The sequence below is a fragment of the Gordonia westfalica genome, assembly GCF_900105725.1.
Classification (GTDB): domain Bacteria; phylum Actinomycetota; class Actinomycetes; order Mycobacteriales; family Mycobacteriaceae; genus Gordonia; species Gordonia westfalica.
The window spans coordinates 1-20826 of record NZ_FNLM01000029.1 but is presented as its reverse complement, the minus strand read 5'-3'; the positions used below and the strand labels follow the sequence as shown (position 1 = coordinate 20826).

The following is a 20826-nucleotide window of genomic DNA, read 5'->3' as shown; positions in this document are numbered from 1 at the left end:
GACTGTCAACTCGTGGAAGAAGCGCGGGTTGAAGCAGCTCCCCGAAGTCGCCACTCTCCGTGCGATCTCAGAGATCACCGGCGCCAACTACGCGGACATCATTTCGGCCGTACTAACTGACATCGGGTACATCGAGGACGGCGAGCTGCCTACGGAGGCGATTACACCGAACGACCATCGGCAGATCGCTTTAGCAGCTCACCTACTTGTCGAGGCGGTTCCGAATATCGACGAACTTGATATCCCATTCGAGGACGTCTTTACGTTCGTTGGACTGGTCGAGCAGTCCGCGGGACTTCTTGGCGCACTGGTCTCCATCAGGTAGATGACGCGACGGCGCAGGAGATTGTGGCCGAAGCCCGGAAAGCCGCGAGCAAGTATCGGCGGCTAGCACGGAGGGTGGCGGCTTCGCTCACAGGTGATGACGCGTCGGCAGATCGCCGACCGTCCGAGAGCCTGGAGGATTCCGATGCCCTACCAACTGATTCGCCCGCGTCGCGGGAGCACCGGGCGAAGCGAGTGAAGAGCAGAAGACCACAGCCGGCGGCAAGGTCACAGCCTTGCCTTCCCGGAATCAAGTCCCAAACCTGAGCGGCCGAGGATGCGAAGGCCGCCGCAAGCGGAACCCACGGTTCAAACCCAAGACCCTGACGAATCTCATTGATGTTATTCGAGGTCAGGGCCGTTTCTGTCAGAGGTGCATGTTCCTATTTCGGACATGAACTGGCATCCCTGGCGGTCAGCCCGCGATGACTACCCGCACATCGCGATCGACTGCACACAGCGACTCTCACCGGAACGATGGGCTCAACGGCGAGCGCACCATCTGGATTCACCGCGGCCTCACCAAGCGGAGAGACGGTGCACCCTCACCCACGAGCTGCTGCACCGGGAGATGCCTGACGCTGATGAGGACACGATTGAGCGTGAGACGGCTCGCCGGCTGATCACACTCCCGCAGTTGGTGGACGCCTTCCGTTGGCTTCGTCACCCGTCACTGCCTGAGCTCGCTGAGCATCTGTGGGTGGACGAGCAGACGGCGTGGACGCGGATGCAACACCTGGACCCGATCGAGGTCGCCGAGATCGAAGCGGCGACCGAGGGTGACTGGTCGTGGAGTGACGTCGCATGACGGACGAAGAGAAGGCGATGCTCGACCTGGCCGGGCGGAGATGGAACTACGCCGGCAACCTCGAGCAGAAGGTGCGAGACGAGTTCGGCATCAGCCTCACCCGGTTCTGGCAGATTGTGAACCGCCTCCTGGACACTCAGGAAGCTTTAAGCTACTCACCGCAGGTGGTGAACCGTCTGCGGTGATTACGAACCCGGAGAACCCCATGAAACGCGCCATCGCCCTGGCAGCAGCAGCCCTCTTCACCACCACCCTCGGCGCAGGAGTAGCCGACGCCGCACCCCGCGACATCACCCCGACCATCGCCTTCCCCGGCGAACACGTCCGCTACTTCTTCTCCTCCGACACCCCACGCAACGACATCGCCTACTACGCGGCCGGCGGACGTCTCGTCGTCGCCAAAGATGTGGTGTTCCAGCCCACACTGATCAACATCGGGTCCGGGCCGCGCTACCACACCCACCGGGCGTTCACCTCACCCGGCCGTCAGCTCATCGGTTCGTCGATGCAGACGCGTGGATGGTCGGCGCAGTGTCAGGTGCAGTTGGATGGCCGGACTGTCGACTCGGCGTATGTGCCGGGTCGCCGATTCGCCAACGCCAACTGCTAGACGTCGGGAAGCGCGAGTAGTTTCTCGAGTTGCCCGAGGGCGGCGCGGGTGAGGTCGGTGGAGGTGTGCGCGTACTGCCGGTGCGACGTAGTGGTGGTGTGCCCCAAGATGGCCATTCGGGTGGCTTCCTCCACGCCGGCCTCCTGCAGGAGGGTGGCGACAGTGTGGCGGGCGGCGTGCTGATCCGGCGCGTCCTCCACCTTCCCCACTACCGCGGCTTGTACACACAGCTGCTTCCAAGCGAGGGTGTCGTCGCGGGGCTGGATGGCCGCCCCATCGTCCCGGGTGAACACCAACCCCTGCGACGGGTTGCCCTTCTGCTCCCACAATTCGGTGAGCGCAGCAACCACGGGCGGCAGCAAGGGCACCAGCCGACGCGACCCCGACGTCTTCGTGGGCACCAGGCACGCCGTCCAGTGCACCGGGGTGAAGGTGAAGGTGTCGGGGACGTCGAACGCTTCCCGCGGATACACGTCACCTTGCGGGCGAGGGCCTTTCTTCAACTTCAACCGGGCCAACTGCCACGAGATGTCAATGACACCCACACCGAGGTCGACACGATCCCAGGTGAGGCCCAAAGCTTCGGCTTGGCGGGCACCGGTCAGTAGGGCCAATGACCAGCGGGCTGCGTCTGTTGCGTCACGTGACGCCACATGCAGAAGCACTGCCCGTGCCTGCTCCACAGTGAGGGGAACGCGCTCCTCGGAGCGGGCCTGGGGGCGGTCCATACGCTCGCACGGGTTGTTGCCGATCTTCCCGTCTTTCACTGCATCCCCCAACGCTTTCGCCAACACTGAGTAGGCGGCTTGGGCGGTGCGGGTGGTGTGTGCGTCGGCGACGTGGTTGACCATGCGGCGAACATCAGTGGGGGTGAGCTTCCCCAGCTTCTTCGACCCGACATGCGGGATGAGTTGGTGTTTGATGGTGGACCGGTAGGTGGCGAGGGTGCGGGGTTTCAGGCGTGGCGCGGCGATCGTGTCCACCCAGTAGTCCAGCCACTGGGCGACGGTGATCTGGCCGGCGTTGGGGAGGATGCCGTTCGCGAGGTCTTTCCGCATGGCTGCGAGTTCGGCCACGGCGTCGGCGTATTTCTTGCGTCCACGTTGGTAGTACTTGCCGTCGGGGAGGAGGACTTGCGCCATCCACATGCCGTCGGCCCGTTGGTACAGTCCGCCTTCACCTTTCGCCCTACGGCGCTTCTTCGGGGGCATATCGGCTCACTTACGTTTGTACTTACGTTTACCCCAGTCTATGCGCTGTCTAGACAAACTCGTGAAAACTTCAGTTACCTGCAGGTATTCGCTCAGCCTTGACAGTAGACCCACCATGAGCATACCCCTAAACACAGCTTCCCAAGCTGAATACGCGGGTTCGATTCCCGTCATCGGCTCCAGGTCAGAGGGCATTTTCACTCCGACGCTTACGTTTAGACTTACGTGTATCTCGCAAAGTGAGGTCCAGTCCCCTCCGTCGCGAGTCTTCCAAACTAGCTACGCGGGTTCGATTCCCGTCACCCGCTCCAGGTCAGAGACCACACAGGCTCTCGACTACAGCCACGGTTACAGCCAAGGCATTCAAGTACAGCCATCCAGCACCACGCTGGGTGGCTGTACTTGTACATACACGTCGATGGAGAGCGGCATGAGCCTTCGTAATCAGTCGATGTGCTCCAGCGCGGTGTCGGCGAACCACCACCCGTCGCCGAACAACTCCCGCGCCCATGCCGTGGCGTGAGTGAACTCCACCCGGTGCAGTAGGTCGGGCACGCGTTCCTGGGCGATGATCTTCCCAGCCGCCTCGGCGTTCCCTAGTGAGGTCACCCGCACGCGGTCCCCTACCTTGAACTCAGGCATCGGTCCAGTCCTGTCGTACGAGCTTGCTGGGATCGTTGGGTACATACTCGCCAACCGTTTCGGGATGGCTGGTGGAGTTGGTGACGTAGAGGATGGGCCAGTCGGTTCCAGGTACGAAGTCCACGATTCGCCCAGTGTGGTCACCGACAACAGTCCGCACACGATCCCCTACCTTGAACTCAAGCATCGTTCCCCGCCCTCGCCTGTTCCAACCGCCATTCGTGTACGCAGATCATTGCGCCGGTGTGGAGATAGCCCGTGTTGCGGGCGTCGGCGTACACCTGCGCCTCAGCTTGGGCAGGGAACAGCTCCGCATTCAACGGGCAGTCGCGGCCAGACAGGACGTTGACGGAGAACTCGCGAGCCTCCCAGGTCCGATCGCCGTGGTCGGCGACACGAACCTCTGAGAAGGTGTCGGCGGGGTGGGCTTCACGCCGGTGTGCCGGGCGGAAGTTGCGGCATCCCTGCCCGGGAACCACGAGACACTCGTCCTTGAGCTCAGGCGCGCTCACGGCTCGACCTCACCAGAGGTGATGTACACGTCTCCGTCATGGAGGACGACACTCTCGGCTTCGCCGTAGTAGTAGCCGCCCGTAGGTTCAGACCACACGCCCATCTGCGCCCAGTCGATACAGGCGGTGGCATCCTGGGGCATCTGCTGCAGCTTGGCGATCAGTTCGGCTACGGTCATTCTCCTATTGTCCCAGGTTGTGGCCTATTTCTCCGGTGACACACCCACCCTTGCCGGGCAAGCCATTAAGATCCCCACATGGGTCAACTCACAGGCAACACCCGGCAATTCGGAACGTGCGCGTGTGGATCGCAGATCATCAGCCGCGAGGAGCGAACTCAGGTACGCGCTCGGCCCACAGTCTGGGGCCGCGCAGAGTGTCAGTCACCTCCGCTGACCTGCGGAGTGCGCAACGGTGGCAGGGAAAGTCAATGGCTGAGCGCACTCGCGAATGGTCCGGTGCCCACGCTATTCAAGGACATCCAGGAGGGTGACTTTGTGTTTGCCAAGGGCCGCTGGCGGCAGGTCACATCACGTACTGTCACAGAGCTCACCCTTGGCCTCGATCAGGTATCACTGAGTGAGTTGGTGGACGTGAATGCGGAGCGGGAGATTCTGCGTCCGTCCTGAACCAGTCCGTCCAGTCCGCACTTTGATCCGACTTTGGGGACACCAACAGACTGGCGTCTCCCCCAAAGTCCTCCACCAGTCGCCGGCATTCGGGGCAGTCCGGATCGTAGGGTGGTCGGTAGATGCGGATGCGTGGAGTCATGAGCCTTGGACGCAGCCGCGGGGTGGCGGGGTTCCCCTCAACGCAAAGAAAACGCCCCACCCTCACGAAGAGGATGGGGCGTTCAAGGTTGTCCAAGTTCAGAGCGGGTGTCGCATCATGACGCTCTGCGATCGGGTTCCCAGTGTTTCCTATCAGTGGCCGGCGCATCGCGCTCCGACGATCAGTGTGTGTTCCTGAACCTCACCCGCTCTGAACTTGTGAGATAACAGTAGCATCGACTTCTGTTGCAGCGCAACACATTTCACGAAACCCGTATGATCACCTGGTGACCGATCGGGACGTACTACGCGCCGCAGCCGAAGCCATACGCGCACAGATGCGCCGCCAGCAAGCCGAAATGACACAAGCCACCGACGGCGGATGGACACCACCCGACCCCGACCTACTCGCACTCGCCGTCGAATGCGACGACGTGGTCTACTCCAGCGCGCCGAGGCCCGGACCTCACCGACCGGCTCGCCGCGGTACTCGGCGACGCCTGGGAGCCGTGACAGCGGTGGAGGGGGCGGGGGGCCGGGTCGGGCGTGGGAGTGACCACGTCGTCGCATTCGACGGCGAGTGCGGTAGGTCGGGGTCGGGTGGTGTCCATCCGCCGTCGGTGGCTTGTGTCATTTCGGCTTGCTGGCGGCGCATCTGTGCGCGTATGGCTTCGGCTGCGGCGCGTAGTACGTCCCGATCGGTCACCAGGTGATCATACGGGTTTCGTGAAATGTGTTGCGCTGCAACAGAAGTCGATGCTACTGTTATCTCACAAGTTCAGAGCGGGTGAGGTTCAGGAACACACACTGATCGTCGGAGCGCGATGCGCCGGCCACTGATAGGAAACACTGGGAACCCGATCGCAGAGCGTCATGATGCGACACCCGCTCTGAACTTGGACAACCTTGAACGCCCCATCCTCTTCGTGAGGGTGGGGCGTTTTCTTTGCGTTGAGGGGAACCCCGCCACCCCGCGGCTGCGTCCAAGGCTCATGACTCCACGCATCCGCATCTACCGACCACCCTACGATCCGGACTGCCCCGAATGCCGGCGACTGGTGGAGGACTTTGGGGGAGACGCCAGTCTGTTGGTGTCCCCAAAGTCGGATCAAAGTGCGGACTGGACGGACTGGTTCAGGACGGACGCAGAATCTCCCGCTCCGCATTCACGTCCACCAACTCACTCAGTGATACCTGATCGAGGCCAAGGGTGAGCTCTGTGACAGTACGTGATGTGACCTGCCGCCAGCGGCCCTTGGCAAACACAAAGTCACCCTCCTGGATGTCCTTGAATAGCGTGGGCACCGGACCATTCGCGAGTGCGCTCAGCCATTGACTTTCCCTGCCACCGTTGCGCACTCCGCAGGTCAGCGGAGGTGACTGACACTCTGCGCGGCCCCAGACTGTGGGCCGAGCGCGTACCTGAGTTCGCTCCTCGCGGCTGATGATCTGCGATCCACACGCGCACGTTCCGAATTGCCGGGTGTTGCCTGTGAGTTGACCCATGTGGGGATCTTAATGGCTTGCCCGGCAAGGGTGGGTGTGTCACCGGAGAAATAGGCCACAACCTGGGACAATAGGAGAATGACCGTAGCCGAACTGATCGCCAAGCTGCAGCAGATGCCCCAGGATGCCACCGCCTGTATCGACTGGGCGCAGATGGGCGTGTGGTCTGAACCTACGGGCGGCTACTACTACGGCGAAGCCGAGAGTGTCGTCCTCCATGACGGAGACGTGTACATCACCTCTGGTGAGGTCGAGCCGTGAGCGCGCCTGAGCTCAAGGACGAGTGTCTCGTGGTTCCCGGGCAGGGATGCCGCAACTTCCGCCCGGCACACCGGCGTGAAGCCCACCCCGCCGACACCTTCTCAGAGGTTCGTGTCGCCGACCACGGCGATCGGACCTGGGAGGCTCGCGAGTTCTCCGTCAACGTCCTGTCTGGCCGCGACTGCCCGTTGAATGCGGAGCTGTTCCCTGCCCAAGCTGAGGCGCAGGTGTACGCCGACGCCCGCAACACGGGCTATCTCCACACCGGCGCAATGATCTGCGTACACGAATGGCGGTTGGAACAGGCGAGGGCGGGGAACGATGCTTGAGTTCAAGGTAGGGGATCGTGTGCGGACTGTTGTCGGTGACCACACTGGGCGAATCGTGGACTTCGTACCTGGAACCGACTGGCCCATCCTCTACGTCACCAACTCCACCAGCCATCCCGAAACGGTTGGCGAGTATGTACCCAACGATCCCAGCAAGCTCGTACGACAGGACTGGACCGATGCCTGAGTTCAAGGTAGGGGACCGCGTGCGGGTGACCTCACTAGGGAACGCCGAGGCGGCTGGGAAGATCATCGCCCAGGAACGCGTGCCCGACCTACTGCACCGGGTGGAGTTCACTCACGCCACGGCATGGGCGCGGGAGTTGTTCGGCGACGGGTGGTGGTTCGCCGACACCGCGCTGGAGCACATCGACTGATTACGAAGGCTCATGCCGCTCTCCATCGACGTGTATGTACAAGTACAGCCACCCAGCGTGGTGCTGGATGGCTGTACTTGAATGCCTTGGCTGTAACCGTGGCTGTAGTCGAGAGCCTGTGTGGTCTCTGACCTGGAGCGGGTGACGGGAATCGAACCCGCGTAGCTAGTTTGGAAGACTCGCGACGGAGGGGACTGGACCTCACTTTGCGAGATACACGTAAGTCTAAACGTAAGCGTCGGAGTGAAAATGCCCTCTGACCTGGAGCCGATGACGGGAATCGAACCCGCGTATTCAGCTTGGGAAGCTGTGTTTAGGGGTATGCTCATGGTGGGTCTACTGTCAAGGCTGAGCGAATACCTGCAGGTAACTGAAGTTTTCACGAGTTTGTCTAGACAGCGCATAGACTGGGGTAAACGTAAGTACAAACGTAAGTGAGCCGATATGCCCCGAAGAAGCGCCGTAGGGCGAAAGGTGAAGGCGGACTGTACCAACGGGCCGACGGCATGTGGATGGCGCAAGTCCTCCTCCCCGACGGCAAGTACTACCAACGTGGACGCAAGAAATACGCCGACGCCGTGGCCGAACTCGCAGCCATGCGGAAAGACCTCGCGAACGGCATCCTCCCCAACGCCGGCCAGATCACCGTCGCCCAGTGGCTGGACTACTGGGTGGACACGATCGCCGCGCCACGCCTGAAACCCCGCACCCTCGCCACCTACCGGTCCACCATCAAACACCAACTCATCCCGCATGTCGGGTCGAAGAAGCTGGGGAAGCTCACCCCCACTGATGTTCGCCGCATGGTCAACCACGTCGCCGACGCACACACCACCCGCACCGCCCAAGCCGCCTACTCAGTGTTGGCGAAAGCGTTGGGGGATGCAGTGAAAGACGGGAAGATCGGCAACAACCCGTGCGAGCGTATGGACCGCCCCCAGGCCCGCTCCGAGGAGCGCGTTCCCCTCACTGTGGAGCAGGCACGGGCAGTGCTTCTGCATGTGGCGTCACGTGACGCAACAGACGCAGCCCGCTGGTCATTGGCCCTACTGACCGGTGCCCGCCAAGCCGAAGCTTTGGGCCTCACCTGGGATCGTGTCGACCTCGGTGTGGGTGTCATTGACATCTCGTGGCAGTTGGCCCGGTTGAAGTTGAAGAAAGGCCCTCGCCCGCAAGGTGACGTGTATCCGCGGGAAGCGTTCGACGTCCCCGACACCTTCACCTTCACCCCGGTGCACTGGACGGCGTGCCTGGTGCCCACGAAGACGTCGGGGTCGCGTCGGCTGGTGCCCTTGCTGCCGCCCGTGGTTGCTGCGCTCACCGAATTGTGGGAGCAGAAGGGCAACCCGTCGCAGGGGTTGGTGTTCACCCGGGACGATGGGGCGGCCATCCAGCCCCGCGACGACACCCTCGCTTGGAAGCAGCTGTGTGTACAAGCCGCGGTAGTGGGGAAGGTGGAGGACGCGCCGGATCAGCACGCCGCCCGCCACACTGTCGCCACCCTCCTGCAGGAGGCCGGCGTGGAGGAAGCCACCCGAATGGCCATCTTGGGGCACACCACCACTACGTCGCACCGGCAGTACGCGCACACCTCCACCGACCTCACCCGCGCCGCCCTCGGGCAACTCGAGAAACTACTCGCGCTTCCCGACGTCTAGCAGTTGGCGTTGGCGAATCGGCGACCCGGCACATACGCCGAGTCGACAGTCCGGCCATCCAACTGCACCTGACACTGCGCCGACCATCCACGCGTCTGCATCGACGAACCGATGAGCTGACGGCCGGGTGAGGTGAACGCCCGGTGGGTGTGGTAGCGCGGCCCGGACCCGATGTTGATCAGTGTGGGCTGGAACACCACATCTTTGGCGACGACGAGACGTCCGCCGGCCGCGTAGTAGGCGATGTCGTTGCGTGGGGTGTCGGAGGAGAAGAAGTAGCGGACGTGTTCGCCGGGGAAGGCGATGGTCGGGGTGATGTCGCGGGGTGCGGCGTCGGCTACTCCTGCGCCGAGGGTGGTGGTGAAGAGGGCTGCTGCTGCCAGGGCGATGGCGCGTTTCATGGGGTTCTCCGGGTTCGTAATCACCGCAGACGGTTCACCACCTGCGGTGAGTAGCTTAAAGCTTCCTGAGTGTCCAGGAGGCGGTTCACAATCTGCCAGAACCGGGTGAGGCTGATGCCGAACTCGTCTCGCACCTTCTGCTCGAGGTTGCCGGCGTAGTTCCATCTCCGCCCGGCCAGGTCGAGCATCGCCTTCTCTTCGTCCGTCATGCGACGTCACTCCACGACCAGTCACCCTCGGTCGCCGCTTCGATCTCGGCGACCTCGATCGGGTCCAGGTGTTGCATCCGCGTCCACGCCGTCTGCTCGTCCACCCACAGATGCTCAGCGAGCTCAGGCAGTGACGGGTGACGAAGCCAACGGAAGGCGTCCACCAACTGCGGGAGTGTGATCAGCCGGCGAGCCGTCTCACGCTCAATCGTGTCCTCATCAGCGTCAGGCATCTCCCGGTGCAGCAGCTCGTGGGTGAGGGTGCACCGTCTCTCCGCTTGGGTGAGGCCGCGGTGAATCCAGATGGTGCGCTCGCCGTTGAGCCCCATCGTTCCGGGTGAGAGTCGCTGTGTGCAGTCGATCGCGATGTGCGGGTAGTCATCGCGGGCTGACCGCCAGGGATGCCAGTTCATGTCCGAAATAGGAACATGCACCTCTGACAGAAACGGCCCTGACCTCGAATAACATCAATGAGATTCGTCAGGGTCTTGGGGTTTGAACCGTGGGTTCCGCTTGCGGGCGGCCTTCGCATCCTCGGGCCGCTCAGGTTTGGGGACTTGATTCCGGGAAGGCAAGGCTGTGACCTTGCCGCCGGCTGTGGTCTTCTGCTCTTCACTCGCTTCGCCCGGTGCTCCCGGCGACGCGGGCGAATCAGTTGGTAGGGCATCGGAATCCTCCAGGCTCTCGGACGGTCGGCGATCTGCCGACGCGTCATCACCTGTGAGCGAAGCCGCCACCCTCCGTGCTAGCCGCCGATACTTGCTCGCGGCTTTCCGGGCTTCGGCCACAATCTCCTGCGCCGTCGCGTCATCTACCTGATGGAGACCAGTGCGCCCAAGAAGTCCCGCGGACTGCTCGACCAGTCCAACGAACGTAAAGACGTCCTCGAATGGGATATCAAGTTCGTCGATATTCGGAACCGCCTCGACAAGTAGGTGAGCTGCTAAAGCGAGCGCCGATTCGCGTACAGTCGAATCGCTTTAGCAGCTCACCTACTTGTCGAGGCGGTTCCGAATATCGACGAACTTGATATCCCATTCGAGGACGTCTTTACGTTCGTTGGACTGGTCGAGCAGTCCGCGGGACTTCTTGGGCGCACTGGTCTCCATCAGGTAGATGACGCGACGGCGCAGGAGATTGTGGCCGAAGCCCGGAAAGCCGCGAGCAAGTATCGGCGGCTAGCACGGAGGGTGGCGGCTTCGCTCACAGGTGATGACGCGTCGGCAGATCGCCGACCGTCCGAGAGCCTGGAGGATTCCGATGCCCTACCAACTGATTCGCCCGCGTCGCCGGGAGCACCGGGCGAAGCGAGTGAAGAGCAGAAGACCACAGCCGGCGGCAAGGTCACAGCCTTGCCTTCCCGGAATCAAGTCCCCAAACCTGAGCGGCCCGAGGATGCGAAGGCCGCCCGCAAGCGGAACCCACGGTTCAAACCCCAAGACCCTGACGAATCTCATTGATGTTATTCGAGGTCAGGGCCGTTTCTGTCAGAGGTGCATGTTCCTATTTCGGACATGAACTGGCATCCCTGGCGGTCAGCCCGCGATGACTACCCGCACATCGCGATCGACTGCACACAGCGACTCTCACCCGGAACGATGGGGCTCAACGGCGAGCGCACCATCTGGATTCACCGCGGCCTCACCCAAGCGGAGAGACGGTGCACCCTCACCCACGAGCTGCTGCACCGGGAGATGCCTGACGCTGATGAGGACACGATTGAGCGTGAGACGGCTCGCCGGCTGATCACACTCCCGCAGTTGGTGGACGCCTTCCGTTGGCTTCGTCACCCGTCACTGCCTGAGCTCGCTGAGCATCTGTGGGTGGACGAGCAGACGGCGTGGACGCGGATGCAACACCTGGACCCGATCGAGGTCGCCGAGATCGAAGCGGCGACCGAGGGTGACTGGTCGTGGAGTGACGTCGCATGACGGACGAAGAGAAGGCGATGCTCGACCTGGCCGGGCGGAGATGGAACTACGCCGGCAACCTCGAGCAGAAGGTGCGAGACGAGTTCGGCATCAGCCTCACCCGGTTCTGGCAGATTGTGAACCGCCTCCTGGACACTCAGGAAGCTTTAAGCTACTCACCGCAGGTGGTGAACCGTCTGCGGTGATTACGAACCCGGAGAACCCCATGAAACGCGCCATCGCCCTGGCAGCAGCAGCCCTCTTCACCACCACCCTCGGCGCAGGAGTAGCCGACGCCGCACCCCGCGACATCACCCCGACCATCGCCTTCCCCGGCGAACACGTCCGCTACTTCTTCTCCTCCGACACCCCACGCAACGACATCGCCTACTACGCGGCCGGCGGACGTCTCGTCGTCGCCAAAGATGTGGTGTTCCAGCCCACACTGATCAACATCGGGTCCGGGCCGCGCTACCACACCCACCGGGCGTTCACCTCACCCGGCCGTCAGCTCATCGGTTCGTCGATGCAGACGCGTGGATGGTCGGCGCAGTGTCAGGTGCAGTTGGATGGCCGGACTGTCGACTCGGCGTATGTGCCGGGTCGCCGATTCGCCAACGCCAACTGCTAGACGTCGGGAAGCGCGAGTAGTTTCTCGAGTTGCCCGAGGGCGGCGCGGGTGAGGTCGGTGGAGGTGTGCGCGTACTGCCGGTGCGACGTAGTGGTGGTGTGCCCCAAGATGGCCATTCGGGTGGCTTCCTCCACGCCGGCCTCCTGCAGGAGGGTGGCGACAGTGTGGCGGGCGGCGTGCTGATCCGGCGCGTCCTCCACCTTCCCCACTACCGCGGCTTGTACACACAGCTGCTTCCAAGCGAGGGTGTCGTCGCGGGGCTGGATGGCCGCCCCATCGTCCCGGGTGAACACCAACCCCTGCGACGGGTTGCCCTTCTGCTCCCACAATTCGGTGAGCGCAGCAACCACGGGCGGCAGCAAGGGCACCAGCCGACGCGACCCCGACGTCTTCGTGGGCACCAGGCACGCCGTCCAGTGCACCGGGGTGAAGGTGAAGGTGTCGGGGACGTCGAACGCTTCCCGCGGATACACGTCACCTTGCGGGCGAGGGCCTTTCTTCAACTTCAACCGGGCCAACTGCCACGAGATGTCAATGACACCCACACCGAGGTCGACACGATCCCAGGTGAGGCCCAAAGCTTCGGCTTGGCGGGCACCGGTCAGTAGGGCCAATGACCAGCGGGCTGCGTCTGTTGCGTCACGTGACGCCACATGCAGAAGCACTGCCCGTGCCTGCTCCACAGTGAGGGGAACGCGCTCCTCGGAGCGGGCCTGGGGGCGGTCCATACGCTCGCACGGGTTGTTGCCGATCTTCCCGTCTTTCACTGCATCCCCCAACGCTTTCGCCAACACTGAGTAGGCGGCTTGGGCGGTGCGGGTGGTGTGTGCGTCGGCGACGTGGTTGACCATGCGGCGAACATCAGTGGGGGTGAGCTTCCCCAGCTTCTTCGACCCGACATGCGGGATGAGTTGGTGTTTGATGGTGGACCGGTAGGTGGCGAGGGTGCGGGGTTTCAGGCGTGGCGCGGCGATCGTGTCCACCCAGTAGTCCAGCCACTGGGCGACGGTGATCTGGCCGGCGTTGGGGAGGATGCCGTTCGCGAGGTCTTTCCGCATGGCTGCGAGTTCGGCCACGGCGTCGGCGTATTTCTTGCGTCCACGTTGGTAGTACTTGCCGTCGGGGAGGAGGACTTGCGCCATCCACATGCCGTCGGCCCGTTGGTACAGTCCGCCTTCACCTTTCGCCCTACGGCGCTTCTTCGGGGGCATATCGGCTCACTTACGTTTGTACTTACGTTTACCCCAGTCTATGCGCTGTCTAGACAAACTCGTGAAAACTTCAGTTACCTGCAGGTATTCGCTCAGCCTTGACAGTAGACCCACCATGAGCATACCCCTAAACACAGCTTCCCAAGCTGAATACGCGGGTTCGATTCCCGTCATCGGCTCCAGGTCAGAGGGCATTTTCACTCCGACGCTTACGTTTAGACTTACGTGTATCTCGCAAAGTGAGGTCCAGTCCCCTCCGTCGCGAGTCTTCCAAACTAGCTACGCGGGTTCGATTCCCGTCACCCGCTCCAGGTCAGAGACCACACAGGCTCTCGACTACAGCCACGGTTACAGCCAAGGCATTCAAGTACAGCCATCCAGCACCACGCTGGGTGGCTGTACTTGTACATACACGTCGATGGAGAGCGGCATGAGCCTTCGTAATCAGTCGATGTGCTCCAGCGCGGTGTCGGCGAACCACCACCCGTCGCCGAACAACTCCCGCGCCCATGCCGTGGCGTGAGTGAACTCCACCCGGTGCAGTAGGTCGGGCACGCGTTCCTGGGCGATGATCTTCCCAGCCGCCTCGGCGTTCCCTAGTGAGGTCACCCGCACGCGGTCCCCTACCTTGAACTCAGGCATCGGTCCAGTCCTGTCGTACGAGCTTGCTGGGATCGTTGGGTACATACTCGCCAACCGTTTCGGGATGGCTGGTGGAGTTGGTGACGTAGAGGATGGGCCAGTCGGTTCCAGGTACGAAGTCCACGATTCGCCCAGTGTGGTCACCGACAACAGTCCGCACACGATCCCCTACCTTGAACTCAAGCATCGTTCCCCGCCCTCGCCTGTTCCAACCGCCATTCGTGTACGCAGATCATTGCGCCGGTGTGGAGATAGCCCGTGTTGCGGGCGTCGGCGTACACCTGCGCCTCAGCTTGGGCAGGGAACAGCTCCGCATTCAACGGGCAGTCGCGGCCAGACAGGACGTTGACGGAGAACTCGCGAGCCTCCCAGGTCCGATCGCCGTGGTCGGCGACACGAACCTCTGAGAAGGTGTCGGCGGGGTGGGCTTCACGCCGGTGTGCCGGGCGGAAGTTGCGGCATCCCTGCCCGGGAACCACGAGACACTCGTCCTTGAGCTCAGGCGCGCTCACGGCTCGACCTCACCAGAGGTGATGTACACGTCTCCGTCATGGAGGACGACACTCTCGGCTTCGCCGTAGTAGTAGCCGCCCGTAGGTTCAGACCACACGCCCATCTGCGCCCAGTCGATACAGGCGGTGGCATCCTGGGGCATCTGCTGCAGCTTGGCGATCAGTTCGGCTACGGTCATTCTCCTATTGTCCCAGGTTGTGGCCTATTTCTCCGGTGACACACCCACCCTTGCCGGGCAAGCCATTAAGACCCATGGGTCTTAAGGCAACCCGGCAAGGGTGGGTGTGTCACCGGAGAAATAGGCCACAACCTGGGACAATAGGAGAATGACCGTAGCCGAACTGATCGCCAAGCTGCAGCAGATGCCCCAGGATGCCACCGCCTGTATCGACTGGGCGCAGATGGGCGTGTGGTCTGAACCTACGGGCGGCTACTACTACGGCGAAGCCGAGAGTGTCGTCCTCCATGACGGAGACGTGTACATCACCTCTGGTGAGGTCGAGCCGTGAGCGCGCCTGAGCTCAAGGACGAGTGTCTCGTGGTTCCCGGGCAGGGATGCCGCAACTTCCGCCCGGCACACCGGCGTGAAGCCCACCCCGCCGACACCTTCTCAGAGGTTCGTGTCGCCGACCACGGCGATCGGACCTGGGAGGCTCGCGAGTTCTCCGTCAACGTCCTGTCTGGCCGCGACTGCCCGTTGAATGCGGAGCTGTTCCCTGCCCAAGCTGAGGCGCAGGTGTACGCCGACGCCCGCAACACGGGCTATCTCCACACCGGCGCAATGATCTGCGTACACGAATGGCGGTTGGAACAGGCGAGGGCGGGGAACGATGCTTGAGTTCAAGGTAGGGGATCGTGTGCGGACTGTTGTCGGTGACCACACTGGGCGAATCGTGGACTTCGTACCTGGAACCGACTGGCCCATCCTCTACGTCACCAACTCCACCAGCCATCCCGAAACGGTTGGCGAGTATGTACCCAACGATCCCAGCAAGCTCGTACGACAGGACTGGACCGATGCCTGAGTTCAAGGTAGGGGACCGCGTGCGGGTGACCTCACTAGGGAACGCCGAGGCGGCTGGGAAGATCATCGCCCAGGAACGCGTGCCCGACCTACTGCACCGGGTGGAGTTCACTCACGCCACGGCATGGGCGCGGGAGTTGTTCGGCGACGGGTGGTGGTTCGCCGACACCGCGCTGGAGCACATCGACTGATTACGAAGGCTCATGCCGCTCTCCATCGACGTGTATGTACAAGTACAGCCACCCAGCGTGGTGCTGGATGGCTGTACTTGAATGCCTTGGCTGTAACCGTGGCTGTAGTCGAGAGCCTGTGTGGTCTCTGACCTGGAGCGGGTGACGGGAATCGAACCCGCGTAGCTAGTTTGGAAGACTCGCGACGGAGGGGACTGGACCTCACTTTGCGAGATACACGTAAGTCTAAACGTAAGCGTCGGAGTGAAAATGCCCTCTGACCTGGAGCCGATGACGGGAATCGAACCCGCGTATTCAGCTTGGGAAGCTGTGTTTAGGGGTATGCTCATGGTGGGTCTACTGTCAAGGCTGAGCGAATACCTGCAGGTAACTGAAGTTTTCACGAGTTTGTCTAGACAGCGCATAGACTGGGGTAAACGTAAGTACAAACGTAAGTGAGCCGATATGCCCCGAAGAAGCGCCGTAGGGCGAAAGGTGAAGGCGGACTGTACCAACGGGCCGACGGCATGTGGATGGCGCAAGTCCTCCTCCCCGACGGCAAGTACTACCAACGTGGACGCAAGAAATACGCCGACGCCGTGGCCGAACTCGCAGCCATGCGGAAAGACCTCGCGAACGGCATCCTCCCAACGCCGGCCAGATCACCGTCGCCCAGTGGCTGGACTACTGGGTGGACACGATCGCCGCGCCACGCCTGAAACCCCGCACCCTCGCCACCTACCGGTCCACCATCAAACACCAACTCATCCCGCATGTCGGGTCGAAGAAGCTGGGGAAGCTCACCCCCACTGATGTTCGCCGCATGGTCAACCACGTCGCCGACGCACACACCACCCGCACCGCCCAAGCCGCCTACTCAGTGTTGGCGAAAGCGTTGGGGGATGCAGTGAAAGACGGGAAGATCGGCAACAACCCGTGCGAGCGTATGGACCGCCCCCAGGCCCGCTCCGAGGAGCGCGTTCCCCTCACTGTGGAGCAGGCACGGGCAGTGCTTCTGCATGTGGCGTCACGTGACGCAACAGACGCAGCCCGCTGGTCATTGGCCCTACTGACCGGTGCCCGCCAAGCCGAAGCTTTGGGCCTCACCTGGGATCGTGTCGACCTCGGTGTGGGTGTCATTGACATCTCGTGGCAGTTGGCCCGGTTGAAGTTGAAGAAAGGCCCTCGCCCGCAAGGTGACGTGTATCCGCGGGAAGCGTTCGACGTCCCCGACACCTTCACCTTCACCCCGGTGCACTGGACGGCGTGCCTGGTGCCCACGAAGACGTCGGGGTCGCGTCGGCTGGTGCCCTTGCTGCCGCCCGTGGTTGCTGCGCTCACCGAATTGTGGGAGCAGAAGGGCAACCCGTCGCAGGGGTTGGTGTTCACCCGGGACGATGGGGCGGCCATCCAGCCCCGCGACGACACCCTCGCTTGGAAGCAGCTGTGTGTACAAGCCGCGGTAGTGGGGAAGGTGGAGGACGCGCCGGATCAGCACGCCGCCCGCCACACTGTCGCCACCCTCCTGCAGGAGGCCGGCGTGGAGGAAGCCACCCGAATGGCCATCTTGGGGCACACCACCACTACGTCGCACCGGCAGTACGCGCACACCTCCACCGACCTCACCCGCGCCGCCCTCGGGCAACTCGAGAAACTACTCGCGCTTCCCGACGTCTAGCAGTTGGCGTTGGCGAATCGGCGACCCGGCACATACGCCGAGTCGACAGTCCGGCCATCCAACTGCACCTGACACTGCGCCGACCATCCACGCGTCTGCATCGACGAACCGATGAGCTGACGGCCGGTGAGGTGAACGCCCGGTGGGTGTGGTAGCGCGGCCCGGACCCGATGTTGATCAGTGTGGGCTGGAACACCACATCTTTGGCGACGACGAGACGTCCGCCGGCCGCGTAGTAGGCGATGTCGTTGCGTGGGGTGTCGGAGGAGAAGAAGTAGCGGACGTGTTCGCCGGGGAAGGCGATGGTCGGGGTGATGTCGCGGGGTGCGGCGTCGGCTACTCCTGCGCCGAGGGTGGTGGTGAAGAGGGCTGCTGCTGCCAGGGCGATGGCGCGTTTCATGGGGTTCTCCGGGTTCGTAATCACCGCAGACGGTTCACCACCTGCGGTGAGTAGCTTAAAGCTTCCTGAGTGTCCAGGAGGCGGTTCACAATCTGCCAGAACCGGGTGAGGCTGATGCCGAACTCGTCTCGCACCTTCTGCTCGAGGTTGCCGGCGTAGTTCCATCTCCGCCCGGCCAGGTCGAGCATCGCCTTCTCTTCGTCCGTCATGCGACGTCACTCCACGACCAGTCACCCTCGGTCGCCGCTTCGATCTCGGCGACCTCGATCGGGTCCAGGTGTTGCATCCGCGTCCACGCCGTCTGCTCGTCCACCCACAGATGCTCAGCGAGCTCAGGCAGTGACGGGTGACGAAGCCAACGGAAGGCGTCCACCAACTGCGGGAGTGTGATCAGCCGGCGAGCCGTCTCACGCTCAATCGTGTCCTCATCAGCGTCAGGCATCTCCCGGTGCAGCAGCTCGTGGGTGAGGGTGCACCGTCTCTCCGCTTGGGTGAGGCCGCGGTGAATCCAGATGGTGCGCTCGCCGTTGAGCCCATCGTTCCGGGTGAGAGTCGCTGTGTGCAGTCGATCGCGATGTGCGGGTAGTCATCGCGGGCTGACCGCCAGGGATGCCAGTTCATGTCCGAAATAGGAACATGCACCTCTGACAGAAACGGCCCTGACCTCGAATAACATCAATGAGATTCGTCAGGGTCTTGGGGTTTGAACCGTGGGTTCCGCTTGCGGGCGGCCTTCGCATCCTCGGGCCGCTCAGGTTTGGGGACTTGATTCCGGGAAGGCAAGGCTGTGACCTTGCCGCCGGCTGTGGTCTTCTGCTCTTCACTCGCTTCGCCCGGTGCTCCGGCGACGCGGGCGAATCAGTTGGTAGGGCATCGGAATCCTCCAGGCTCTCGGACGGTCGGCGATCTGCCGACGCGTCATCACCTGTGAGCGAAGCCGCCACCCTCCGTGCTAGCCGCCGATACTTGCTCGCGGCTTTCCGGGCTTCGGCCACAATCTCCTGCGCCGTCGCGTCATCTACCTGATGGAGACCAGTGCGCCCAAGAAGTCCCGCGGACTGCTCGACCAGTCCAACGAACGTAAAGACGTCCTCGAATGGGATATCAAGTTCGTCGATATTCGGAACCGCCTCGACAAGTAGGTGAGCTGCTAAAGCGATCTGCCGATGGTCGTTCGGTGTAATCGCCTCCGTAGGCAGCTCGCCGTCCTCGATGTACCCGATGTCAGTTAGTACGGCCGAAATGATGTCCGCGTAGTTGGCGCCGGTGATCTCTGAGATCGCACGGAGAGTGGCGACTTCGGGAGCTGCTTCAACCGCGCTTCTTCCACGAGTTGACAGTCTGCGGGATGCTACCGATCTGGCGTGCGAACGCCGCCTCGGATGCTCCCGTCCTGTCCAGGTGGGCCTGGACGAACTCCCACAATTTGCTCACGACTCAGAGCCTGCCGTCCGAGTATGAACGTCGCTAGTCATTCGCTCACCCATCCGTCTACCCCACAACGGCCGGAATTGGCGTTTTGCCGTTGACCGTTTCATCCAGTGTTGGACGCCATCATATCCGCTGGCTGCGGAACTACAACGCTGTGATTACTTGCGTAAGCGTCTACCAGTGTCGTATGTTTTATCCATCGACAGTTGACACCAACCCGTTGACCATGGAGGATGAAGTGGCGTCATACAAACGATGGCCGAAAGGCAGTTGGATGAAACTCACATCCGGGACACTCTCCGAGCACTGATGAACCAGCGCGGATTTTCGATGGCCAGGCTTGGGCGGTATGCCGGATGCTCAAAGAGCTTCATTGGGCACCTCTGCGCCGAGAACAAGACCACGTGCACACCGCAGTTGGCCGAACGCATCGCGGAGGCTCTCGACGTGCCTCTGCATCTCCTTTTCGTGGAGCACGCATCCGCTAGCAATGGACGTAATAGCAATCAACGGCGGGTGGTCGCGTGATCGAGCACCCGCGGTCGGTTGTCCGAGCACTCGTTGCCGACTTCGTAGATCACTCCCGTGCTGACCGCTGCCGGTGCGGGAGCGCGCAGGCCCCCTCCCTCTCGCAGGAGCCCGCGCAGGCCGGGCGGGGGAGCCGCCCCGGTCACCAAACCAGTAGAGGGAGTGAACCGATGAGCTACCCGAGCTATCTGCCCGGCGAGCCGGTCGCCGCTGCCGATCAGTTGTCAGCACTGAGAGATGACCTCGAGCAGCAAGAGTCTGTCATCGAGCGAGGTCTCGAGTCGTTCATCGAGATAGGCCGCGCCCTGGCGAAGATCCGTGACGATCGCCTTTATCGGCACGAGTATGCGTCGTTCGAGGTGTACTGCCAGAGCCGGTGGAACCTTAGCCGTAAGCGGCCTATGACCTCATGAGTGCGGCGACCGTTGTTGACGGCATGGAAGCCGCCCTGGAGATGGCGACGTCACCAATTGGTGACACACCGGCACTTCCGGCCAATGAGGGCAGGCGCGGGAGCTGACAGGCCTTGACCCGCTGAAGCCGTGGATGTTATGGCGAAGGTCAACGAGGCCACCGGGGGTAGGCCGACCGCGGCGGCGATCCGTAGCGAGATCGGCAGCCGCCGGATCGATCCGGAACCCGACATCGATGCCGAGGTTGAGGCCGAGCCGGTCGAGATCGCCCCCGGCTTCACCGATGCCGCCCTCGCTGAACTCAACGCTCCCACGCCGACCCCCGCACCGCACAACCGGCCACGCCGAAGCGTCGGCCCATCACAGATGCTTTCGACTCCGCGACTTTCAACCTGAAGCGCGCTGTCGAATCGGTCAACCGGCTCGCCGCCGACGACCGCCTGAAAAGAACAAGGACCAGATCAAGGCGTCCAACCTCAGCGATCTGATCCGCGTCCGCGACGCACTCAACAGCGTCATCACACAACTAGAAGGATAGCCCATGTCGAACTGGCAGAAAACTTCCGAAGGCGACTTCCACCGTAAGAGCCAGCATCTCGCGTCCGTCGTGTGACACCGCAGAAGCCGTCGGCGTCGACCATCTTCGTCGACCCGGCG

At 62.6% G+C, this 20826-nt stretch carries 37 protein-coding genes and 2 pseudogenes; 22 read left to right on the top strand and 17 right to left on the bottom strand.

The window, feature by feature from the left end:
- From BLU62_RS32830 to BLU62_RS04230, 4 genes and pseudogenes are all read left to right on the top strand, one after another.
- Positions 1-325 (top strand): annotated as a pseudogene (locus BLU62_RS32830) (hypothetical protein); the annotation flags it as partial.
- A gap of 570 nt (positions 326-895) precedes the next feature.
- A complete protein-coding gene (locus BLU62_RS33660) occupies positions 896-1132 on the top strand; it encodes a hypothetical protein (protein WP_244278056.1) in 237 nt (78 codons plus the stop codon).
- Positions 1129-1317, top strand: a complete 189-nt coding sequence (locus BLU62_RS04235) for a DUF3263 domain-containing protein (protein WP_074847949.1) — start codon at positions 1129-1131, stop codon at positions 1315-1317. Before BLU62_RS33660 ends, BLU62_RS04235 begins: the two co-directional genes overlap by 4 nt.
- A gap of 20 nt (positions 1318-1337) precedes the next feature.
- Positions 1338-1742 carry a hypothetical protein gene (locus BLU62_RS04230; RefSeq protein ID WP_074847958.1) on the top strand — a complete coding sequence of 135 codons (405 nt, stop codon included), beginning with the start codon at positions 1338-1340 and terminating at the stop codon, positions 1740-1742.
- On the opposite strand, the gene BLU62_RS04225 is transcribed toward BLU62_RS04230, so the two are convergent.
- The 5 genes from BLU62_RS04225 to BLU62_RS04210 all read right to left on the bottom strand — a co-directional run bounded on the left by BLU62_RS04225 (position 1739) and on the right by BLU62_RS04210 (position 4286).
- On the bottom strand, positions 1739-2953 hold the full coding sequence (locus BLU62_RS04225) for a tyrosine-type recombinase/integrase (protein ID WP_244278049.1): 1215 nt from the start codon (positions 2951-2953) through the stop codon (positions 1739-1741). The two genes, BLU62_RS04230 and BLU62_RS04225, sit on opposite strands and share 4 nt — an antisense overlap.
- Positions 2954-3397: 444 nt before the next feature.
- Entirely contained in the window at positions 3398-3595 is a 198-nt protein-coding gene (locus BLU62_RS04220) for a hypothetical protein (protein ID WP_074848010.1), read from the bottom strand.
- Positions 3588-3719 (bottom strand): hypothetical protein, encoded by a 132-nt coding sequence (locus BLU62_RS34315; protein WP_280141505.1) that lies wholly within the window; start codon positions 3717-3719, stop codon positions 3588-3590. Before BLU62_RS34315 ends, BLU62_RS04220 begins: the two co-directional genes overlap by 8 nt.
- 55 nt (positions 3720-3774) lie before the next feature.
- Positions 3775-4107: a hypothetical protein gene (locus BLU62_RS04215; RefSeq protein ID WP_074848012.1), complete on the bottom strand. Its 333-nt coding sequence runs from the start codon at positions 4105-4107 to the stop codon at positions 3775-3777.
- Positions 4104-4286 carry a hypothetical protein gene (locus BLU62_RS04210; protein WP_074848014.1) on the bottom strand — a complete coding sequence of 61 codons (183 nt, stop codon included), beginning with the start codon at positions 4284-4286 and terminating at the stop codon, positions 4104-4106. Before BLU62_RS04210 ends, BLU62_RS04215 begins: the two co-directional genes overlap by 4 nt.
- A gap of 2175 nt (positions 4287-6461) precedes the next feature.
- Here BLU62_RS04210 and BLU62_RS04205 point away from each other — a divergent pair.
- The 5 genes from BLU62_RS04205 to BLU62_RS04190 all read left to right on the top strand — a co-directional run bounded on the left by BLU62_RS04205 (position 6462) and on the right by BLU62_RS04190 (position 9008).
- A complete protein-coding gene (locus BLU62_RS04205; RefSeq protein WP_074848014.1) occupies positions 6462-6644 on the top strand; it encodes a hypothetical protein in 183 nt (60 codons plus the stop codon).
- A complete protein-coding gene (locus BLU62_RS04200; protein WP_074848012.1) occupies positions 6641-6973 on the top strand; it encodes a hypothetical protein in 333 nt (110 codons plus the stop codon). The genes BLU62_RS04205 and BLU62_RS04200 overlap by 4 nt, the downstream gene beginning before the upstream one ends.
- Before the next feature lie 55 nt (positions 6974-7028).
- Positions 7029-7160 (top strand): hypothetical protein, encoded by a 132-nt coding sequence (locus BLU62_RS34310; RefSeq protein ID WP_280141505.1) that lies wholly within the window; start codon positions 7029-7031, stop codon positions 7158-7160.
- Positions 7153-7350 carry a hypothetical protein gene (locus BLU62_RS04195; RefSeq protein ID WP_074848010.1) on the top strand — a complete coding sequence of 66 codons (198 nt, stop codon included), beginning with the start codon at positions 7153-7155 and terminating at the stop codon, positions 7348-7350. Before BLU62_RS34310 ends, BLU62_RS04195 begins: the two co-directional genes overlap by 8 nt.
- Before the next feature lie 434 nt (positions 7351-7784).
- Complete coding sequence (locus BLU62_RS04190) at positions 7785-9008, top strand: tyrosine-type recombinase/integrase (RefSeq protein WP_244278062.1); 1224 nt, start codon at positions 7785-7787, stop codon at positions 9006-9008.
- Here BLU62_RS04190 and BLU62_RS04185 read toward each other — a convergent pair.
- The 3 genes from BLU62_RS04185 to BLU62_RS04175 are packed head-to-tail and all read right to left on the bottom strand — an operon-like array spanning position 9005 to position 10031.
- Positions 9005-9409, bottom strand: coding sequence for a hypothetical protein (locus BLU62_RS04185; RefSeq protein WP_074847958.1), 405 nt, complete (start codon positions 9407-9409; stop codon positions 9005-9007). The two genes, BLU62_RS04190 and BLU62_RS04185, sit on opposite strands and share 4 nt — an antisense overlap.
- 20 nt (positions 9410-9429) lie before the next feature.
- A complete protein-coding gene (locus tag BLU62_RS04180; RefSeq protein WP_074847949.1) occupies positions 9430-9618 on the bottom strand; it encodes a DUF3263 domain-containing protein in 189 nt (62 codons plus the stop codon).
- Complete coding sequence (locus tag BLU62_RS04175; RefSeq protein WP_074847925.1) at positions 9615-10031, bottom strand: hypothetical protein; 417 nt, start codon at positions 10029-10031, stop codon at positions 9615-9617. The genes BLU62_RS04180 and BLU62_RS04175 overlap by 4 nt, the downstream gene beginning before the upstream one ends.
- Positions 10032-11132: 1101 nt before the next feature.
- Between BLU62_RS04175 and BLU62_RS04170 the strand changes: the two genes are divergently transcribed.
- The 3 genes from BLU62_RS04170 to BLU62_RS04160 are packed head-to-tail and all read left to right on the top strand — an operon-like array spanning position 11133 to position 12159.
- Complete coding sequence (locus BLU62_RS04170) at positions 11133-11549, top strand: hypothetical protein (protein ID WP_074847925.1); 417 nt, start codon at positions 11133-11135, stop codon at positions 11547-11549.
- On the top strand, positions 11546-11734 hold the full coding sequence (locus BLU62_RS04165; RefSeq protein WP_074847949.1) for a DUF3263 domain-containing protein: 189 nt from the start codon (positions 11546-11548) through the stop codon (positions 11732-11734). Before BLU62_RS04170 ends, BLU62_RS04165 begins: the two co-directional genes overlap by 4 nt.
- A 20-nt stretch (positions 11735-11754) precedes the next feature.
- Entirely contained in the window at positions 11755-12159 is a 405-nt protein-coding gene (locus BLU62_RS04160) for a hypothetical protein (protein ID WP_074847958.1), read from the top strand.
- On the opposite strand, the gene BLU62_RS04155 is transcribed toward BLU62_RS04160, so the two are convergent.
- From BLU62_RS04155 to BLU62_RS04140, 5 genes are all read right to left on the bottom strand, one after another.
- Complete coding sequence (locus BLU62_RS04155) at positions 12156-13370, bottom strand: tyrosine-type recombinase/integrase (RefSeq protein WP_244278049.1); 1215 nt, start codon at positions 13368-13370, stop codon at positions 12156-12158. The genes BLU62_RS04160 and BLU62_RS04155 overlap by 4 nt on opposite strands.
- 444 nt (positions 13371-13814) lie before the next feature.
- Positions 13815-14012, bottom strand: coding sequence for a hypothetical protein (locus tag BLU62_RS04150; RefSeq protein ID WP_074848010.1), 198 nt, complete (start codon positions 14010-14012; stop codon positions 13815-13817).
- Positions 14005-14136 carry a hypothetical protein gene (locus BLU62_RS34305; RefSeq protein WP_280141505.1) on the bottom strand — a complete coding sequence of 44 codons (132 nt, stop codon included), beginning with the start codon at positions 14134-14136 and terminating at the stop codon, positions 14005-14007. Before BLU62_RS34305 ends, BLU62_RS04150 begins: the two co-directional genes overlap by 8 nt.
- A gap of 55 nt (positions 14137-14191) precedes the next feature.
- Positions 14192-14524, bottom strand: a complete 333-nt coding sequence (locus tag BLU62_RS04145) for a hypothetical protein (protein ID WP_074848012.1) — start codon at positions 14522-14524, stop codon at positions 14192-14194.
- The gene (locus BLU62_RS04140; protein WP_074848014.1) at positions 14521-14703 is read right to left on the bottom strand and encodes a hypothetical protein; all 183 of its coding nucleotides are present in this window, start codon (positions 14701-14703) and stop codon (positions 14521-14523) included. The genes BLU62_RS04145 and BLU62_RS04140 overlap by 4 nt, the downstream gene beginning before the upstream one ends.
- A gap of 148 nt (positions 14704-14851) precedes the next feature.
- Here BLU62_RS04140 and BLU62_RS04135 point away from each other — a divergent pair, with 148 nt between their 5' ends.
- From BLU62_RS04135 to BLU62_RS04120, 6 genes are all read left to right on the top strand, one after another.
- Positions 14852-15034: a hypothetical protein gene (locus BLU62_RS04135; protein WP_074848014.1), complete on the top strand. Its 183-nt coding sequence runs from the start codon at positions 14852-14854 to the stop codon at positions 15032-15034.
- Positions 15031-15363 (top strand): hypothetical protein, encoded by a 333-nt coding sequence (locus tag BLU62_RS04130; protein WP_074848012.1) that lies wholly within the window; start codon positions 15031-15033, stop codon positions 15361-15363. Before BLU62_RS04135 ends, BLU62_RS04130 begins: the two co-directional genes overlap by 4 nt.
- 55 nt (positions 15364-15418) lie before the next feature.
- On the top strand, positions 15419-15550 hold the full coding sequence (locus BLU62_RS34300) for a hypothetical protein (RefSeq protein ID WP_280141505.1): 132 nt from the start codon (positions 15419-15421) through the stop codon (positions 15548-15550).
- Positions 15543-15740, top strand: coding sequence for a hypothetical protein (locus BLU62_RS04125; RefSeq protein WP_074848010.1), 198 nt, complete (start codon positions 15543-15545; stop codon positions 15738-15740). The genes BLU62_RS34300 and BLU62_RS04125 overlap by 8 nt, the downstream gene beginning before the upstream one ends.
- Positions 15741-16174: 434 nt before the next feature.
- A complete protein-coding gene (locus BLU62_RS33655; protein ID WP_244278038.1) occupies positions 16175-16438 on the top strand; it encodes a hypothetical protein in 264 nt (87 codons plus the stop codon).
- Entirely contained in the window at positions 16411-17397 is a 987-nt protein-coding gene (locus BLU62_RS04120) for a tyrosine-type recombinase/integrase (protein WP_244278061.1), read from the top strand. The genes BLU62_RS33655 and BLU62_RS04120 overlap by 28 nt, the downstream gene beginning before the upstream one ends.
- On the opposite strand, the gene BLU62_RS32430 is transcribed toward BLU62_RS04120, so the two are convergent.
- The 4 genes from BLU62_RS32430 to BLU62_RS34295 form a co-directional block, all read right to left on the bottom strand.
- A complete protein-coding gene (locus BLU62_RS32430; RefSeq protein WP_139179991.1) occupies positions 17342-17797 on the bottom strand; it encodes a hypothetical protein in 456 nt (151 codons plus the stop codon). The genes BLU62_RS04120 and BLU62_RS32430 overlap by 56 nt on opposite strands.
- A gap of 20 nt (positions 17798-17817) precedes the next feature.
- On the bottom strand, positions 17818-18006 hold the full coding sequence (locus BLU62_RS04115) for a DUF3263 domain-containing protein (protein WP_074847949.1): 189 nt from the start codon (positions 18004-18006) through the stop codon (positions 17818-17820).
- Positions 18003-18239 (bottom strand): hypothetical protein, encoded by a 237-nt coding sequence (locus BLU62_RS04110; protein ID WP_244278056.1) that lies wholly within the window; start codon positions 18237-18239, stop codon positions 18003-18005. The genes BLU62_RS04115 and BLU62_RS04110 overlap by 4 nt, the downstream gene beginning before the upstream one ends.
- 869 nt (positions 18240-19108) lie before the next feature.
- The gene (locus tag BLU62_RS34295; RefSeq protein ID WP_280141512.1) at positions 19109-19231 is read right to left on the bottom strand and encodes a hypothetical protein; all 123 of its coding nucleotides are present in this window, start codon (positions 19229-19231) and stop codon (positions 19109-19111) included.
- A gap of 252 nt (positions 19232-19483) precedes the next feature.
- Here BLU62_RS34295 and BLU62_RS04105 point away from each other — a divergent pair, with 252 nt between their 5' ends.
- The 4 genes and pseudogenes from BLU62_RS04105 (at position 19484) to BLU62_RS04095 (ending at position 20565) form a co-directional block, all read left to right on the top strand.
- Positions 19484-19756, top strand: a complete 273-nt coding sequence (locus tag BLU62_RS04105) for a helix-turn-helix domain-containing protein (protein ID WP_074847947.1) — start codon at positions 19484-19486, stop codon at positions 19754-19756.
- Positions 19753-19893 (top strand): annotated as a pseudogene (locus BLU62_RS34840) (DUF7324 family protein); the annotation flags it as partial. The gene BLU62_RS04105 and the pseudogene BLU62_RS34840, both read left to right, overlap by 4 nt.
- A gap of 33 nt (positions 19894-19926) precedes the next feature.
- Complete coding sequence (locus tag BLU62_RS32425) at positions 19927-20169, top strand: hypothetical protein (RefSeq protein WP_139179990.1); 243 nt, start codon at positions 19927-19929, stop codon at positions 20167-20169.
- Between the two features lie 138 nt (positions 20170-20307).
- Positions 20308-20565 (top strand): hypothetical protein, encoded by a 258-nt coding sequence (locus BLU62_RS04095; RefSeq protein WP_074848353.1) that lies wholly within the window; start codon positions 20308-20310, stop codon positions 20563-20565.
- The last annotated feature ends 261 nt before the right edge of the window (positions 20566-20826 follow it).

Excerpts from the sequence above, each read along its gene's own strand:
- BLU62_RS04140 (WP_074848014.1), bottom strand. The coding sequence starts at position 14,703 with ATGACCGTAGCCGAACTGATCGCCAAGCTGCAGCAGATGCCCCAGGAT.
- BLU62_RS32425 (WP_139179990.1), top strand. The coding sequence starts at position 19,927 with ATGAGCTACCCGAGCTATCTGCCCGGCGAGCCGGTCGCCGCTGCCGAT.
- BLU62_RS04225 (WP_244278049.1), bottom strand. The coding sequence starts at position 2,953 with ATGCCCCCGAAGAAGCGCCGTAGGGCGAAAGGTGAAGGCGGACTGTAC.
- BLU62_RS04230 (WP_074847958.1), top strand. The coding sequence starts at position 1,338 with ATGAAACGCGCCATCGCCCTGGCAGCAGCAGCCCTCTTCACCACCACC.
- BLU62_RS04205 (WP_074848014.1), top strand. The coding sequence starts at position 6,462 with ATGACCGTAGCCGAACTGATCGCCAAGCTGCAGCAGATGCCCCAGGAT.
- BLU62_RS32430 (WP_139179991.1), bottom strand. The coding sequence starts at position 17,797 with ATGAAACGCGCCATCGCCCTGGCAGCAGCAGCCCTCTTCACCACCACC.
- BLU62_RS04180 (WP_074847949.1), bottom strand. The coding sequence starts at position 9,618 with ATGACGGACGAAGAGAAGGCGATGCTCGACCTGGCCGGGCGGAGATGG.
- BLU62_RS04210 (WP_074848014.1), bottom strand. The coding sequence starts at position 4,286 with ATGACCGTAGCCGAACTGATCGCCAAGCTGCAGCAGATGCCCCAGGAT.
- BLU62_RS04195 (WP_074848010.1), top strand. The coding sequence starts at position 7,153 with ATGCCTGAGTTCAAGGTAGGGGACCGCGTGCGGGTGACCTCACTAGGG.
- BLU62_RS04185 (WP_074847958.1), bottom strand. The coding sequence starts at position 9,409 with ATGAAACGCGCCATCGCCCTGGCAGCAGCAGCCCTCTTCACCACCACC.
- BLU62_RS04235 (WP_074847949.1), top strand. The coding sequence starts at position 1,129 with ATGACGGACGAAGAGAAGGCGATGCTCGACCTGGCCGGGCGGAGATGG.
- BLU62_RS04105 (WP_074847947.1), top strand. The coding sequence starts at position 19,484 with ATGGCCGAAAGGCAGTTGGATGAAACTCACATCCGGGACACTCTCCGA.
- BLU62_RS04155 (WP_244278049.1), bottom strand. The coding sequence starts at position 13,370 with ATGCCCCCGAAGAAGCGCCGTAGGGCGAAAGGTGAAGGCGGACTGTAC.
- BLU62_RS04165 (WP_074847949.1), top strand. The coding sequence starts at position 11,546 with ATGACGGACGAAGAGAAGGCGATGCTCGACCTGGCCGGGCGGAGATGG.
- BLU62_RS04095 (WP_074848353.1), top strand. The coding sequence starts at position 20,308 with ATGGCGAAGGTCAACGAGGCCACCGGGGGTAGGCCGACCGCGGCGGCG.
- BLU62_RS04170 (WP_074847925.1), top strand. The coding sequence starts at position 11,133 with ATGAACTGGCATCCCTGGCGGTCAGCCCGCGATGACTACCCGCACATC.
- BLU62_RS04175 (WP_074847925.1), bottom strand. The coding sequence starts at position 10,031 with ATGAACTGGCATCCCTGGCGGTCAGCCCGCGATGACTACCCGCACATC.
- BLU62_RS04110 (WP_244278056.1), bottom strand. The coding sequence starts at position 18,239 with ATGCCTGACGCTGATGAGGACACGATTGAGCGTGAGACGGCTCGCCGG.
- BLU62_RS04220 (WP_074848010.1), bottom strand. The coding sequence starts at position 3,595 with ATGCCTGAGTTCAAGGTAGGGGACCGCGTGCGGGTGACCTCACTAGGG.
- BLU62_RS04135 (WP_074848014.1), top strand. The coding sequence starts at position 14,852 with ATGACCGTAGCCGAACTGATCGCCAAGCTGCAGCAGATGCCCCAGGAT.
- BLU62_RS04125 (WP_074848010.1), top strand. The coding sequence starts at position 15,543 with ATGCCTGAGTTCAAGGTAGGGGACCGCGTGCGGGTGACCTCACTAGGG.
- BLU62_RS04150 (WP_074848010.1), bottom strand. The coding sequence starts at position 14,012 with ATGCCTGAGTTCAAGGTAGGGGACCGCGTGCGGGTGACCTCACTAGGG.
- BLU62_RS04115 (WP_074847949.1), bottom strand. The coding sequence starts at position 18,006 with ATGACGGACGAAGAGAAGGCGATGCTCGACCTGGCCGGGCGGAGATGG.
- BLU62_RS33660 (WP_244278056.1), top strand. The coding sequence starts at position 896 with ATGCCTGACGCTGATGAGGACACGATTGAGCGTGAGACGGCTCGCCGG.
- BLU62_RS04160 (WP_074847958.1), top strand. The coding sequence starts at position 11,755 with ATGAAACGCGCCATCGCCCTGGCAGCAGCAGCCCTCTTCACCACCACC.